At 42.5% G+C, this 14,262-nt stretch carries 15 protein-coding genes; 3 read left to right on the forward strand and 12 right to left on the reverse strand.

Translation table 11 applies throughout. The annotated features are described in order from the left end of the window. From JWQ85_RS12795 to JWQ85_RS12840, 10 genes are all read right to left on the reverse strand, one after another. Positions 1-560 (reverse strand): SAM-dependent methyltransferase (locus tag JWQ85_RS12795; RefSeq protein ID WP_299468524.1); only part of this gene is annotated, 560 nt, incomplete at its 3' end. 58 nt (positions 561-618) lie between these two features. Next, positions 619-1,875 carry an aminotransferase class I/II-fold pyridoxal phosphate-dependent enzyme gene (locus JWQ85_RS12800; protein ID WP_299468526.1) on the reverse strand — a complete coding sequence of 419 codons (1,257 nt, stop codon included), beginning with the start codon at positions 1,873-1,875 and terminating at the stop codon, positions 619-621. A gap of 200 nt (positions 1,876-2,075) precedes the next feature. Then, positions 2,076-2,810: an acyl-CoA desaturase gene (locus JWQ85_RS12805; RefSeq protein ID WP_299468528.1), complete on the reverse strand. Its 735-nt coding sequence runs from the start codon at positions 2,808-2,810 to the stop codon at positions 2,076-2,078. 158 nt (positions 2,811-2,968) lie between these two features. Then, entirely contained in the window at positions 2,969-3,430 is a 462-nt protein-coding gene (locus JWQ85_RS12810) for a PA2169 family four-helix-bundle protein (protein ID WP_299468530.1), read from the reverse strand. Between the two features lie 221 nt (positions 3,431-3,651). Further along, positions 3,652-4,290: a hypothetical protein gene (locus tag JWQ85_RS12815; RefSeq protein WP_299468532.1), complete on the reverse strand. Its 639-nt coding sequence runs from the start codon at positions 4,288-4,290 to the stop codon at positions 3,652-3,654. Between the two features lie 211 nt (positions 4,291-4,501). After that, positions 4,502-5,050, reverse strand: a complete 549-nt coding sequence (locus JWQ85_RS12820) for a ferritin-like domain-containing protein (RefSeq protein ID WP_299468534.1) — start codon at positions 5,048-5,050, stop codon at positions 4,502-4,504. A gap of 92 nt (positions 5,051-5,142) precedes the next feature. Then, positions 5,143-5,913, reverse strand: coding sequence for a Ku protein (locus JWQ85_RS12825; RefSeq protein WP_299468536.1), 771 nt, complete (start codon positions 5,911-5,913; stop codon positions 5,143-5,145). A gap of 64 nt (positions 5,914-5,977) precedes the next feature. Continuing rightward, positions 5,978-7,303 (reverse strand): APC family permease, encoded by a 1,326-nt coding sequence (locus JWQ85_RS12830; protein WP_299468538.1) that lies wholly within the window; start codon positions 7,301-7,303, stop codon positions 5,978-5,980. Between the two features lie 86 nt (positions 7,304-7,389). Further along, entirely contained in the window at positions 7,390-8,124 is a 735-nt protein-coding gene (locus JWQ85_RS12835; RefSeq protein ID WP_299468540.1) for an SDR family oxidoreductase, read from the reverse strand. Between the two features lie 90 nt (positions 8,125-8,214). Continuing rightward, entirely contained in the window at positions 8,215-8,787 is a 573-nt protein-coding gene (locus JWQ85_RS12840; RefSeq protein WP_299468542.1) for a Crp/Fnr family transcriptional regulator, read from the reverse strand. Positions 8,788-9,392: 605 nt separating this feature from the next. Between JWQ85_RS12840 and JWQ85_RS12845 the strand changes: the two genes are divergently transcribed. After that, positions 9,393-10,682 carry an HAD-IB family phosphatase gene (locus JWQ85_RS12845; protein ID WP_299468544.1) on the forward strand — a complete coding sequence of 430 codons (1,290 nt, stop codon included), beginning with the start codon at positions 9,393-9,395 and terminating at the stop codon, positions 10,680-10,682. A gap of 21 nt (positions 10,683-10,703) precedes the next feature. On the opposite strand, the gene JWQ85_RS12850 is transcribed toward JWQ85_RS12845, so the two are convergent. Together JWQ85_RS12850 and JWQ85_RS12855 are read right to left on the reverse strand one after the other, a co-directional pair. Beyond that, complete coding sequence (locus tag JWQ85_RS12850) at positions 10,704-11,450, reverse strand: class I SAM-dependent methyltransferase (protein WP_299468546.1); 747 nt, start codon at positions 11,448-11,450, stop codon at positions 10,704-10,706. After that, the gene (locus JWQ85_RS12855) at positions 11,450-11,983 is read right to left on the reverse strand and encodes a serine acetyltransferase (protein WP_299468548.1); all 534 of its coding nucleotides are present in this window, start codon (positions 11,981-11,983) and stop codon (positions 11,450-11,452) included. The genes JWQ85_RS12850 and JWQ85_RS12855 overlap by 1 nt, the downstream gene beginning before the upstream one ends. 112 nt (positions 11,984-12,095) lie before the next feature. On the opposite strand from JWQ85_RS12855, the gene JWQ85_RS12860 reads away from it, so the two are divergent. Next, positions 12,096-13,373, forward strand: a complete 1,278-nt coding sequence (locus JWQ85_RS12860; RefSeq protein WP_299468550.1) for a glycosyltransferase family 4 protein — start codon at positions 12,096-12,098, stop codon at positions 13,371-13,373. Next, on the forward strand, positions 13,370-14,119 hold the full coding sequence (locus JWQ85_RS12865; RefSeq protein WP_299468552.1) for a glycosyltransferase family 2 protein: 750 nt from the start codon (positions 13,370-13,372) through the stop codon (positions 14,117-14,119). The genes JWQ85_RS12860 and JWQ85_RS12865 overlap by 4 nt, the downstream gene beginning before the upstream one ends. Positions 14,120-14,262 lie beyond the last annotated feature (143 nt).

Raw genomic sequence — 14,262 nt, forward strand, 5'->3', positions numbered from 1 at the left:
AATATCTCCTGCAGCATACTATCGTTACGGAAAGGGGTTTCGATGAATAGCTGCGTTTGCTTGTTCTTCTCGGCCAGGCTTTCCAGTTCTTTGATACTTTTGCTGCGTTCCAGTTTATCAATAGGCAAATACCCGTGGAAAGTAAAGCTTTGCCCATTAAACCCCGATGCCATCAGCGCCAGCAAAATAGAGCTTGGGCCAACCAATGGCACAACCTTTATGCCTTTACGGTGCGCCTCGGCCACGATATCCGCGCCGGGGTCTGCAATGCCGGGGCAACCAGCTTCGCTCATCAGGCCAACATCTTTACCTACAACCAAGCCTCTAAAAAACTCTTTAAGGCCGGCATCACGGTTATGTTTTCCATAATCGTGTATCACCAGTTCGCTTTGCGGGGTTTTTAAACCTGCCAGCTTTAAAAAACGACGGGCGGTTTTTTCGTTCTCTACAATGTACTCTTTTACGCTGTTAATGGTATCAACCAGGTAGGGTGTAAAAGATTGGGCCGCGGCCTCGTCTGCAAGTGGTACAGGTATTAAAAAGAGGGTTCCGTAAGCCATGGTAATGTTTTATATATCATAAAAAAGAGACGCGATGTATCGCGTCTCTACAGTTTTATTATTTCAGTTTTGCAAGCGCTTCGCGGATGCGTGGTATCATTTGTTGGATATCTTCCAGCGTACTTGCCCCTACCGATGCCCTGAACCAGGTAATTTCTTCGCCGGTACCAAAAGCAGAGAACGGCACAAAGGCTACACCCGCTTCTTTTATCAGGAAGAAATTTACATCTGCCGAGTCATTCAGCACTTTACCGTCTGGTGTGGTTTTGCCAATGTAATCAACCTTAACAGTTAAGTAAATGGCGCCCATTGGTTCAATGGAATCAACACTGAAACCTTCGGCTTTTAAAGCCTGGAAGCCTTCGTGCAGCGTGCTTAGGCTGGCTTGTATGTTACCTTTTAGTTTATCAAGGTACGTATTAACGTAGCCATCGTTTTTCAGATATTCGGCCATAGCAACCTGCTCGGCTTTAGGCGACCATGCGCCCATGTGGCCAACAATTGCTTTCATGTGGTTAACAATTTCTGTAGGACCAAAGCCCCAGCCCACACGTACACCTGTTGCTGCAAAGCATTTAGATCCGCCATCAATAAACACGGTGTAATCTTTTAGCTCGGGGCGTAAAGTTACCGGGTCAAAATGTCTGTGTTCGCCAAAGGTTAACTGAGCATAAATTTGATCGTACAATAAGTATAATGGTTTTTCGCCGGCACCGCGGCTTTTGTTTTCGGCAATTACCAGGTCGCAAATTTCTTCCAGGTCTTTTTTATCGAACATGGTGCCGGTTGGGTTCAACGGCGAGCATAAGGCCAGCATGGTAGCACCCTTTAAATGCGGGCGAATGTCATCTGCCGTAGGCATAAAGTTGTGTTCGGCCCGGGTTTCTACCAAAATAGCTTCGGCGCTTGTTAAATCACAATAGTGATTATTGTTCCATGACGGGGTAGGGAAAACCACCTTATCGCCCGGGTCAACCAGGGCCAGGTAAGCAGAATATATTAGCGGACGCGAACCACCGGAAATTAAGATCTGGTTGGAAGCATATTCTAAACCCATCCTGCTTTTTAGAAAAGCCGATACACTTTCGCGCAGACTAAGCATACCATCAGCAGGCGGATAATTTGTTTGGTTATGGTTATAGGCATCAATAATGCCCTCTTTAAGTTCAGTTGGGATGGGATAAATATCAGCATCAAAATCACCAATGGTTAGGTTGGCTATGTTTTGTCCCTGTTTCTTTAATTCGTTTATTTCGCCGGCTATTTTGATAATTTCTGAACCGTGCAAATTTTGCGCTAATACTGATACTTTCATTTATAGATTAATTACAGGGGGCAAAGATAGGGTTATTGAGGGGAAAGAAGAAGAGCCTCACCTAAATCCTCTCTAAAGGAGAGGACTTTGAAACAAGCAAGACATTTCTCCCTCTCCTTTGGAGAGGGCCAGGGTGAGGCCAACAAAAAAGGCGAAGGATCTTACAACCCTTCGCCTTTATATTTATCCTTTAGTATTTATTACAAGTATGCTTTACGTAGCCTGATGATACGGGCCCAGTGCATCATTTTCATGATAGGGTAAACCGGATCGATCTCGAACCATTTGGCACCGAAGTTGGCGCTGTTTGGGCGTTTGTGGTGATTGTTCTGGAACAATTCGCCAAGCATAAAAAAATCGAAAGGGGTTGTATTTTTTGATTTATCGTTATTATCAAAGTTGGAGTAACCGTACTTGTGGCCGCACCAGTTTACTATAGCGCCATGTAAGGGGCCCATAATAAAATGAATAGGGATAAGTAGGTACATCCACCATTCTGTAGCAAATTCTACATAAAAAGCGATGTATAACAAACCAAATATGATACGTGATACGATAGATGAACCTACATAATCTAAAAACTTCCATTCCGGATAGTTGCCTTTAAAGCGCTCTTCAGGTTCTTTCAGTTTTTTCTCGTGTTTGCGATAGCTAATAGCGGTGTAATACATCATCTGGAACACATCTGTGAAGAAGTGCGGAGAGTGAGGATCTTTTTCGGTATCGCTGTAGGCATGGTGCTCGCGGTGCATAATTGCATAGGCGCGCGGGTTTAAATATGATGAGCCCTGAAATACATAGGTCATTACATGAAAGGTACGTTCAAAAAATTTATTGGTGGTAAACATTTTATGAGAAGCGTATCTGTGTAGAAAAAAAGTTTGGAAGAACAGTGACAAAAACCAATGCCCAAGAAAGAAAATTAATATGATCACAAAATTGAATTTAACGTGGATGTATTATTTATAATGATTACAAATATACGATTAAAACGCTACACAGGATTTAAAATTACTGTTAACAAATGTCATTATTACTAAAAAGCCGCTTTAGTTTACACTGAGCGGCTTTTAAAAAAGAAATTATTTCAGGCTTATGCCTGGCTATCTCTTAAGGCTTTGATCGTGTCATGCCCTTCGTTAATAACTTGTTGCTGTTGTGCAATTAGTTGGCTGTGCTGCGCAGTTAAGCCATTAATATCAGACAAAGCCGACTGGTATGCCTTTTTAATAGCATCCTCGCCGCGTTCGCATTCTTCTAAAATACTTTCACGGTCGTGGCCACTAAAGGTAGCTTTAACATCCAACCATGCGCGGTGTATGGTACCACTTGCAGTATTCCCTGTTTCAACCTCGCCACCTGATTGTGCAACTGCTGCACTTAGTTCCTGTACATTGCGGCGGCTATCGTTTGCAAATTTGTCAAACACAGCTACAAGGTCGCTATCGCTTTCACCTAATTCTTTCGACGCTCTATCAAAGCCATCTATCCTGTCGTTGTTAATTTCAATAAGGTCATTTAAAACTTCAATTGATTTTTCTGTGGTAGTTTCCATAGTAGTTTTTATTAGAATTTTATTTACTACTACCAATGCAACCACCATGCCAATATTAATTTTTAATTAAAAAACTTGTCATTATTTTGGGAATACCGGAATATTGCTAACTAATGGCATTTGCAACGCTAACCTTTACTTATCATAAGCAAGCCCATTACGCAAATGCGCAACGGGCTTGCTATGTAAGTATCCAATAAACCGTAATTGTTGTACAGTAATTATTTTATATCAGCGCTTATCATCTCGGTTTTTGAAATCTGTGTGCCGTCAAAATCTGTATAAGTTGCAATAACGCCAATGTTTTTAGCTATATAAAAATCTATAGTACTTACAGTTTTAAATTCATCGGTTTCTTTTATCTGGGTTTCGAGTCTGGTGTGAATAACATTACTATAAGCTTTACCAAGGATGGTTTTATTTATATCCTTTTCTACAACTGAGGTTTTTATTTGTGCGTCTTTATCAAGTCCCGAAAATGGCATAATCTCCGAGAAACCGGCCGCTTTTGTTTCATCCAGATAGTCATATATAACAATGCCGTCTTCTTCTAAATTGCGGGCGGTATAAATATGATTATTATAGCCTAAGTAACTATCTTCATTTATACCAGCAGTGACAGAATGCAACAGGTGAAAAGTTTTACCATCAAATACTTTTGTTGTGGCGGTCATGGTGTTAATGGTCGTATCAACTTCGGTTGGCATCCCCTCTTCTATTAAACTTTCGTTGCGGTATGACCATGTAGAATTTGCGGTTAGAGGCTGATAATCGCCCGAGCCGCCTGGTGCGCCTTTCTCTTTTGTACAGGCACTAAAAATTGAAATAATCGCGATTAAGGTAAAGATGTTTTTTTTCATTCTATAAGGTTTAGCAGGCTTTACGCCTTTTTAAATTGTGATGACATTAATGCCCAACTCGTAATATACCTATACTTTCAAACATTACACGCATTGACGCTATATTGTTACAAGTGTTACACTATGAGGTAGATTCTTTTTTTAAGAAAACAAAAAAAGACCGCCTTATGGGGGCGGTCCTTCTTAGTTAAATTTAGTTAGTTAGTTGTTGTTATGCTTTTTCGCTTTTGGCAGATTGGTTAATGGTACCTTCGGCAATCTGGGTAAGCAGTTCATCAGTTTGTTTTTCTTCCTGCAGTGTTGCATCCAATAACTCAACAGCTTCGGTGTAGCCTAATACACCTGCCAAAGTTTTAAGTGTACCATAGGAAGCAATTTCATAATGCTCTACTTTTTGGCAGGCAGAAATGATACCGGCATCGCGGGTAATACTACCATCTTCGGTGCTTTCAACAATCTCTTCCGATTCTTTAATTAAGCCGGCCATAGCTTCACATTTTTTTGCAACAGCTTTTTCGCCTATTGATTCAAAAACCGACTCCAAACGGGTAATTTGATTTTCGGTTTGCCCAATGTGTGTTTCAATTGCACCCCGTAATTCTTCCGTGGTCGCTTTTTTAGACAGTTTAGCTAAAGCTTTGGTCAAATGTTTTTCGGCCCAGTAAATGTCTTTTAATTCATCAATAAATAATTCGTTCAATGCAGATTCTTCAGCAACCTCTGTAGTTTCGGGTGCTTTTTTCGTTTTAGTAGTTGCCATAGTGGTAGATGTTTAATTTTTTGTGTACAGTAATAACATCGCCAAAGGCTATAAGTTTTACATATGTAGAAAATTATTTACTTATAAAAATACTATGCACCCTTTTTACTCTTTAAACTTTCCATCAACTGATCATAAAGATCATTGCTCTTAGTTTTATGTGGTTTAAGCTTTTTAATGGTAGCCCGTTTCCCTTTTGATTTTGCTTTGATGATCTTTAGCAGTTCATCATTGTACTCGTCCTTAAATTTCGACACATCAAAATCTTCGGCATATTGGTTGATCAGTGCAAGGCCTACGTCCAGCTCCTTTTTGCTAACGTTTACATCATCGGCAATATTTAATTCACTGGTATCGCGTATTTCCTGCCCAAAACGGATGCGGGTTACCACCAGCACATTATCAACCGGGTGCACAATACACAGGCTTTCGGTACTGCGCAATACAAAACGGGCAAGGCCCGCCTTTCCTGATTTTTTAAGGGCCTGCAGCAGTAGCGCATAAGCCTTGTTGTTTTTGGTATCGGGCTCGGTATAGTATGATGTTTCGTAAAACATAGGGTTAACATCACCTATATCTACAAAACTTTCAATTTCTATCACTTTACTTTTTTCTGGAGCGGCAGCTTCAAAATCAGCTTCCTCAACTATTATATAGTCGTCATCCATTTTATAGCCCCTTACAATCTTATCATAAGGCACCTCTTTGTGCGTTTTCTCGTTAACACGTTGGTAGCGTATCCGTTCGTGGTCGCGGGCGTCCAGCATATCCAAATCAAGCGTACTGGTTTGTACTGCCGAATATAACTTAACAGGGATACTTACCAGCCCGAAACCAAGCGAGCCTTTCCAGATAGATCTCATAACAAAACAATTTAATCAGATTATTATAACCCTTAAAAAAGCGAACGGTTTTAAAATGAGAATATTAACTGCTTTTGAGATGCGGTTTTCTCCAGATAATTAACCACCAGGCGAGTTCGGCGGTCAATAAAATGCAAATAGCAAATATGGCGGCTTGTATAGATTTTGGTGTGGATGAAAACGCCCCTGCTAATGCGATGAAGTAAACACCAAACGGCAGTATCATTATTACGCATAAACCGGCTACATTCAGCGGGATTTTAAAAGGCCGTTTTACATTAGGCGATGTTATGCGGAGTTTGATAAGTGAGATATACTCCAGCGATAGGCCCGCGCCATAAACGGTAACATCTATAATAAGCAGTTCGGCAAATGGCCATAGTATCATAAAGCTTACCACTATTGAACAAATAATGATGGATACATAAGGCGTTTGAAAACGAGAATGCAGTGCATTTAATTTTTTTGGTAACAGCCCATCCCCCGCCATTGCTTTTGGCACGCGTGATACCGACAGCAGTACCGCCGCGTATATACCCAATGAACTTGCCATACCGCCCATGGCTAATATAGCGCCCAGCCAATGGCCGCCCACTCTTTCGCCCAATGCAGGGAAACCATTCTCCAGGAATGCATTATGATCAATGCCTGATTGCTGCGCTACCATTATGGCAAAAAAGTAAATTACTATTACCAAAGCAAAAGCGGTAAGGGTAGATACTAAATAAGAGCGCACGGGCTTTTCTACCTCTTCGGCATAAGTGGTAATATTATCCCAACCCAGGCAGTTCCACATAACGGTATACAACGCCATGCCAATGGAAGAGAACGGCAACCCATGTAAGGTTTGTGATGGGATGCTGATACTGCCGCCATGCTGATAAATAACCAGCACTATTAATATAATAAGCGGCGATAGTACCGCCGCGCCTAAAAACAAAGCCGTGCGCCCCACCGGCACAATACCCAAAATGTTTAACCCGGCCGATAGCCACACAATAACAAGGCAAACGGGTATGCGGTATTCTTCTATCCCCGTGAAAAAGAACGAGGCATAGGTAACAAACAGCACGGGGTAAATAGCCAGGTCAACAAAGGTGTAGATCCATGTCCACCAGCCTTCATAAAAACCCCAGCGGGTACCCAACGCGTGCTTCACCCATTTGTAATAACCACCGGTAACAGGCATCATGCTGTTCAATTCTAACACCGTAAAAATGGCGGGTACATCCCAAAGCAGCGGGGTTACAAGTAATATTAAAAATGCGGCATGCTCGCCCGCATAGCTAAGTAAGGGTTCCAACCCGTAGGGGCCACCCGAAACCGTAAAAAAAACAAGCGCAATAAGCTGGAAGGGTTTAATCTTTCTGGTTATAACGGGTTGAGGCATGGCGCATAAAAATATTATTTTTATGTTAATCCCCCTCCGTTACAGCATATATTTTTATAAAAAGCTTATCCTTTGTTGTTTAATGGCTATACTAAAACCGCACCGCCATCAACAACAATATTTTGCCCTGTACCATATTGCTGCTTTATTAGATAAGTAAAGGCCAGCGCGATATCATCTGCTTCGCCAACACGTTTCAGCAACAGTGCATCGCCTGTGTCTTTATAAAGGGCCTCCCTATCGGCATCGCTCATACTATCCCACAGGTTGGTCTTTACCACACCCGGCACAACGCAGTTAACACGTATGGGTGCAAGCTCAACGGCCATTGCCCTTACAAAACCTTCCATAGCGCTGCAAATACTGGCAGCCACGCTCCAGCCACTGCCCGGCCTTGCACCCGCAACACCACTGGTTAATGAAATTGAACCGCCTTTATTAATATGCGGAGCCGCGTATTTAACCGCCGCGAAAGCGCTCCAAAAACGCAGGTTAAAAAACTGGCGGGCTTTCTCTATCTCAGTTTCGGCAATAATATTCAGGTTAAGGTTTTCACCGGCGGTATATACAAGGTGGTCGAAACTGCCTGCGTTATCAAAAAAGTTTTTGATATTATCTTCCCGGCTCAGGTCTACCGCGAACCCTGTGCTGCCTTGCGGCAATTCTTCTAACGCTTTATTTATACGTTGCTGATTGCTTGATACAATAACAATATCGGCACTTTCTGCTGCTGCCAGTTTTGCGGTTGCTAAACCAAGGCCTGCGCTGCCGCCCAATATAATTACTCTTTTGCCTGCTAAAGGCTTTGTTTGATTATCCATAATGCTAAATATTTATGGTACAAATTTCGGGCGCGGAGCTCTGCATCCACTTACCAAATGGTAAAAACGAAAATTGGCAGTTAAAATATTTTACTTTGTATTTTTACGGATACGACTTAACGATTGCGGTGTGATACCCAAATACCCAGCAATATCTTTCAGTGGAACACGCCGCACAATATCTGGCTGTTGTTGCATAAAAAGATGGTAGCGTGTTTCAGAGTCCTCACCCAGGTAGGCATTCCTGATCTTTATCTTATCCATCAGCTTTTGCTGGGCAATTTGATCTATCAGTTCTTTTAGTCCGGGTATTTGCTGGTATAGGGCCAGTAGTTTGGTTTTGGTGATGGCCAGCACTTCGGTATCACAGGCAGCCTGTATACCCTCATCGGCAGGCACTTCATTATTAAAGCTATACAGGATGGTACAAAACGAATCTTCCTTTAAAAAGAAATGGGTAAGCTCCACACCTTTTTTATTGGTTACCATAATGCGCAGCACCCCGTTACAAATAAAGAAGAGTTCGCGGCAGATATGGCCGTCTTTGAATAGCGGGTCGCCTTCTTTATAAAAACGTGGTTCAAAGGCAGCGTTGATCAATTCTTGCTCCTGCGGATTAAGAAACCTGTGTTGCTGCAAGAAAGTAATTAACCTGTTGGGCATGGTAAGCAAAGATAGGGGAATGAATTAGCACTTATATTGGATTTTTGTTGGAGTGCTTTTCATCGGGTTGTAGCGAAATGAACGCCAGTCCGCTCAATCCGGATTATGTCGGCTGGCGCATAGTGCAGGCATGTATAATGCGTTCAAAAACTTAGCGTAGCGATCTCATGAACGTAGTGAATAAATCAAGTCGACAAAAAGGCTTCTTTGCCGCACAAGGCCTTTGCCCTGCAAACCGGGCATAACCACGGGCTGGAATCTTTTGCCCCACTCTCGTTCGCTCTTGCCCCGCGCTTCTGCAAAATTTCCTATGCCCTTGCCACGCACAAGGCCACCATTGTTCTGCCCGCTTTCGCCCGAAGCTGTTTTGCCGACAGAGGGAGGAAAGTTGTCAAAGACGCGAAGTATCGCGTCTCCCGCCACACCACTTCCGCGTTAGGGATTGAAGCGGATACCGGCCCTGCGGCTAAGGCCTGTGCGCGTATGAGCGTAAAGCCCGGGCCGAAGGCAACGCCCAGCCAATCAAAAGTGTGCTTATTACACATCCATCTCCACACATCCGCAAAATTTTTGCACATTTGCAACTCAGCATCTTACATCCCAAAATGGATCAGTATTTTATAATAGATTTCGACAGCACCTTTACACAGGTAGAAGCTTTAGACGAATTAGCACGCATCTCATTAAAAAATCACCCCGATAGGGAAGCTATCTATAAACAGATAGAAGACCTTACCAATGCTTCAATGGAGGGGCGGTTGTCGTTCACCGATAGCCTGGAGCAGCGTGTAAAACTGCTTTGCGCTAACCGCGACCACTTGAAAATGCTGATTACCCATTTAAAGAAAAAGGTATCTACATCGTTTTCCCGTAATACTATATTTTTTAAGAACCACCAGGATAAAGTGCTTATCGTATCCGGTGGCTTCAAGGAGTTTATTACCCCGGTTGTAACCGAATATCACATTAAAAAAGAAAACATCTATGCCAATACTTTTGTGTTTGACGAAGAGGGCAACATTATAGGGTACGACCGCGAAAACCCACTATCGCAAGAGGGTGGTAAAGTGAAGCTTTTGAAAGAGCTGGACCTGCCCGGCGAAATTTTTGGCATTGGCGATGGTTACTCCGATTTCCAGCTGAAGGAATCGGGCATGATCAAAAAGTTCTTTGCGTTTACTGAAAATATAGAGCGTAAATCTGTAGCCGAAAAAGCAGACCATATTACGCCCAGCTTTGACGAGTTTTTGTACATAAATAAACTGCCAAGAGCAATATCTTACCCTAAAAATCGCATAAAATGCCTTATTGTGGGTAATATAGACGACGAAGCTTTGGCACAGATGAAACGCGAGGGTTATAACCTGCGCCATCGCGATAGTATAGAAAAAGAATATTTGGACGAGGCCGGTGTGTTGTTCTGCGATGAAGCAAGCTTGCCAAAACCCGAGCAATTGGAAAACGCCGGGCGCTTAAAAGTAATAGGTTGTTTTGGCCGTGTAAACCGTAAACTTGCCGAGGCTGCCTGCGAAAAGGGTATCATTATTTTTGACGACCCTAAAGCAAACCCACGAAATAATGACTTTATCCCCCGCAGGGTAATTGCCTTTATGAACGAGGGCAAAACGCACATGAGTTGTAATTTCCCCGATTTGCAGCCGCCGCGTATTAACAACGCGCACCGCCTGATACACATCCACAAGAATGTACCCGGTATACTGGCTCAAATAAACGAGGTATTTGCCGAGCACAACATTAATATTGTTGGAGAGTTTTTGGTGACCAACCCGCAAATAGGTTACGTAATTACCGATGTTAATACCGGTTATGACACCCAGGTACTAAACCAACTAAAAGCTATTGAGCAAACCATAAAGTTTAGGTTGCTTTACTAAAAGCTTGTTGTTGAACAAGTTTTACATTGTAGCCTTCACCACAATATAGGGCGATAGTGCTTTGCTATCAACAGGTATAATTTTAGTGAATACCTTTCCGGCAACCCAAATGGCTTTTACAATGGCTTTTGACAGTGCTTTCTGTTCAGATTTATTTTCCAGCCATACGGTGAATTTGCCATGATAGTGAGCTTCCACGTCTTTTAACCCAAGGGCTTTGCAGCTATCTTTTAGCAGGTCAAGATCCATACTGCTGATATTGTGCTTGTCGTAATTCTCTTTATCAAAATTCTTTTGCACCCAGCCATTAACACTTTTAAAATTGGGAAGGGTAATAAACAGGGTACCGCCGGGTTTTAAAAATTTAAGGTGTTCGTTAATGATGAATTTGGTATCGTTAAAATGCTCTATCAACCCAAAAGAAAGCACCATATCATACTTCTCGGAAGGTTGATAGGTGAATAAGTCGGCTTCAACGATGTTAATATCGCCGGGTTGCAGGTCGTTTGCCGCAAGCAGTTTATTTACCAGCTCTGGGTGAATAAAATAATCGAGCAGGGTAGTTTTTAGGTGCTGATATTTTTTAAGGTAGATGGAATAATACCCCGGGAAACCGCCCAGCTCAATAGCATTCTTCACGCCTTTATCGGCAATTATTTTAGCCAGTATATCGCCAAAAACATAATTGGGCTTTAGTTTAAATATAAGCCCTTTACGCGATTCCCAAAACGATTTCCAGAAGGAACGGTCGGTTAAATTATTCTCCATTAAATATTTTCAATACGGGTTACCGCTTCAATTTTATTATCCAGTACGCGTGCCGGGTTACCCACCGCAATACTATTATCAGGTATATCTTTTATTACCACCGCGCCGGCACCAATAATTACGTTATTGCCAATGGTTACATCGCCAATAATGCAAACGTTAGCACCAACATCAACATTATTACCCAAACGCGGGCATTTGGTAAATGTACCATCTGCCAGTTTTTTATGGCCGATGGTAACGCTGTTACGCAACACGCAATTTTCACCAATAATAACCCCCTGGTTTACTACCAATGCTTGCCCGTGATATATAATAAGGCCTTTGCCGGCGGTAAGTTTACGGGGAAGCTCGATACCTAAGTTCCATTCCACAAAAAGGCGATAAAATACCAGGTGCCAGCAAAAAAGTATTTTTAGCAGCATGTGGCGGTTAACAATTTGTACCGACCGGAATAAAAACAGAACTATTCGCCCTTTTATATTGCCCCGGTTGGCGCTCCAATCCTGGAATAAATAAGCGAAAAAGTTCATCCTTGCTGCGTGGTTTTGCTGTTAAACTTCATTTATGATGTGAATGAAGTATTCAAAAGTAAAATTTTTAATTTTAGTATCATTATACTTGCTGATAAATGATCTTTGCATAATGAAGGTTGCACTTATAAACACATCCGACTCGGGCGGTGGCGCCGCCGAAGCCTGCATGCGCTTGTTAAAAGCCCTGCAACTACAGGCTGTAGATGTAACCATGGTTGTGCAGCATAAAAAACGGGCCGAAGATGCTGTTTATAGCATAGAGCAAAACATATTCGGTAAGCTGCGGTCAAAGATCAACTTTCTTTGGGAACGATTGACCTTCATGTTTTTTCATGAGCGGGATAAATCTGTACGGTTCGCTTTTTCAACAGCAAACGCGGGTACTGACATCAGCAGATCAAAAGTAATTAAGGAGGCCGATATCATTCACCTGCATTGGACCAATTCGGGATTTTTATCTATCCATGACCTTAAGAAGCTGATGGCCCTTAACAAACCCATAGTTTGGACCTTGCATGATATGTGGGCTTTTACCGGCGGCTGCCATTACGCAGGCCCGTGCAATCACTTTAAAAACCAGTGCGGTAACTGCTATTTTTTACACGCCCCGGAAGATGACGACCTATCGCATGACGGATGGCTGCATAAAAAGGATATGCTTTCTGTAGCTAAAAACTTATCTATTGTAACCTGCAGCAATTGGCTGGGTGAGGTTGCCATGAAAAGCACTTTGCTAAAAGGCTTTATTATCCAGGCTATCCCCAACCCTATTGATACGCAATTGTTTTCTCCGAAAGATAAAGCCACGGCACGGGCGAAATGGAAGATCAACCCATCGGCAAAAATAATTTTATTTGGTGCGGCAAATATTAACGACAGGCGCAAAGGCATTAGCTTTTTGGTGGAAGCTTTACAGTTTCTAAAAAATGAGCCCACACCCGAAATACCTGTAGAAATAGTAATATTTGGTAAGAATAAACATTTTGATACTACCGCATTGCCTTATCCGGTACATCAGTTAAATACCATTAGTTCGCCGGCCGATTTAGCCGAAATATACAGCATGGCCGATGTTTTTGTATCGCCATCAATTGAAGATAACCTGCCGAATATGATCATGGAAGCCATGAGCTGTGGCACCCCGGTAGTAGCTTTTGATACCGGCGGCATCCCCGATTTGATAGACCACCAGGTAAACGGCTACCTGGCCGAATTTAAATCATCTGTTGATTTGGCGGCAGGCATTAATGATGTTTTAAACCTGGGCCACGGGGATAAATATGCTTCTGCCGCGCGATACAAAGTAAAGCGCATGTTTAATAACGAGAAGGTAGCAGGGCAATATATTGCCTTGTACCAGTCCATTTTAACCCCGGCCAACTCATGAAGCCCGTTCTATCGGTAATAACCATCGTATATAACAATGCACGGGATATTGAACGTACCCTGCTATCGGTATTAAACCAAACTTACGATGCTATAGAATACATTGTAGTGGATGGCGCATCAAACGATGGCACGCTGGAAATTATTAAACGTCATGAAGGCCACATAGCCAAACTTATCAGCGAGAAAGATAAAGGCATATACGACGCCATGAACAAAGGCCTTAGCCTTGCCACCGGCGATTATGTGATATTCATGAACTCGGGCGATGAGTTTTACGCGCCCGATACAGTTGCCAAAGTTTTCGCCACTGCGCCTGATGCCGACATTTATTACGGCGAAACCGAAATGGTGAATGATGAGCGCGAAAGCCTTGGCCAGCGCCGCCATAAAGCACCTTCAAAATTTAACTGGCGCAGCTTTAAGTATGGCATGAGCGTGAGCCACCAGGCTATATACATCAAACGTTCGCTTGTTGAACCTTACGACCCAAAATACCAGCTCAGTGCAGATATCGACTGGATCATCCGCGCAGCGAAAAAAGCTAAAAAGATTGTTAAGGTGGATGGCTATGTGGCCAAATACCTTGTTGGTGGTATGTCTAAAGCCAAGCATAAACAGAGTTTGTTAGAACGCTTTGATATTATGAAGCGGCATTATGGGTTGATACCAACGGTGCTTAATCATGCGGTAATCGCTTTTAATTTAGGCTGGTACTGGTTGCTGAATAAAAGAACTAATGATTAAATGTGATTGATTGCATTCCCCGCGCGTCATTGCTGTAAAGGTCAACTAATTCGGTAACAGAATTAGCTTTAAAGAATAAAGCTAAAACGTTATGCGAAACATTAACAATGACCTCACTTTAAAACGTAACTATTTAAATAAGT

Source organism: Mucilaginibacter sp. (assembly GCF_028288105.1).
In the GTDB taxonomy this organism is placed as follows: domain Bacteria; phylum Bacteroidota; class Bacteroidia; order Sphingobacteriales; family Sphingobacteriaceae; genus Mucilaginibacter.

What these genes read in the sequence shown, in the direction of transcription:
- JWQ85_RS12855 (WP_299468548.1), bottom strand. Translation starts at nt 11,983, where the DNA reads ATGAACTTTTTCGCTTATTTATTCCAGGATTGGAGCGCCAACCGGGGC.
- JWQ85_RS12850 (WP_299468546.1), bottom strand. Translation starts at nt 11,450, where the DNA reads ATGGAGAATAATTTAACCGACCGTTCCTTCTGGAAATCGTTTTGGGAA.
- JWQ85_RS12835 (WP_299468540.1), bottom strand. Translation starts at nt 8,124, where the DNA reads ATGGATAATCAAACAAAGCCTTTAGCAGGCAAAAGAGTAATTATATTG.
- JWQ85_RS12810 (WP_299468530.1), bottom strand. Translation starts at nt 3,430, where the DNA reads ATGGAAACTACCACAGAAAAATCAATTGAAGTTTTAAATGACCTTATT.
- JWQ85_RS12830 (WP_299468538.1), bottom strand. Translation starts at nt 7,303, where the DNA reads ATGCCTCAACCCGTTATAACCAGAAAGATTAAACCCTTCCAGCTTATT.
- JWQ85_RS12865 (WP_299468552.1), top strand. Translation starts at nt 13,370, where the DNA reads ATGAAGCCCGTTCTATCGGTAATAACCATCGTATATAACAATGCACGG.
- JWQ85_RS12815 (WP_299468532.1), bottom strand. Translation starts at nt 4,290, where the DNA reads ATGAAAAAAAACATCTTTACCTTAATCGCGATTATTTCAATTTTTAGT.
- JWQ85_RS12800 (WP_299468526.1), bottom strand. Translation starts at nt 1,875, where the DNA reads ATGAAAGTATCAGTATTAGCGCAAAATTTGCACGGTTCAGAAATTATC.
- JWQ85_RS12820 (WP_299468534.1), bottom strand. Translation starts at nt 5,050, where the DNA reads ATGGCAACTACTAAAACGAAAAAAGCACCCGAAACTACAGAGGTTGCT.
- JWQ85_RS12840 (WP_299468542.1), bottom strand. Translation starts at nt 8,787, where the DNA reads ATGCCCAACAGGTTAATTACTTTCTTGCAGCAACACAGGTTTCTTAAT.
- JWQ85_RS12845 (WP_299468544.1), top strand. Translation starts at nt 9,393, where the DNA reads ATGGATCAGTATTTTATAATAGATTTCGACAGCACCTTTACACAGGTA.
- JWQ85_RS12860 (WP_299468550.1), top strand. Translation starts at nt 12,096, where the DNA reads ATGAAGGTTGCACTTATAAACACATCCGACTCGGGCGGTGGCGCCGCC.
- JWQ85_RS12825 (WP_299468536.1), bottom strand. Translation starts at nt 5,913, where the DNA reads ATGAGATCTATCTGGAAAGGCTCGCTTGGTTTCGGGCTGGTAAGTATC.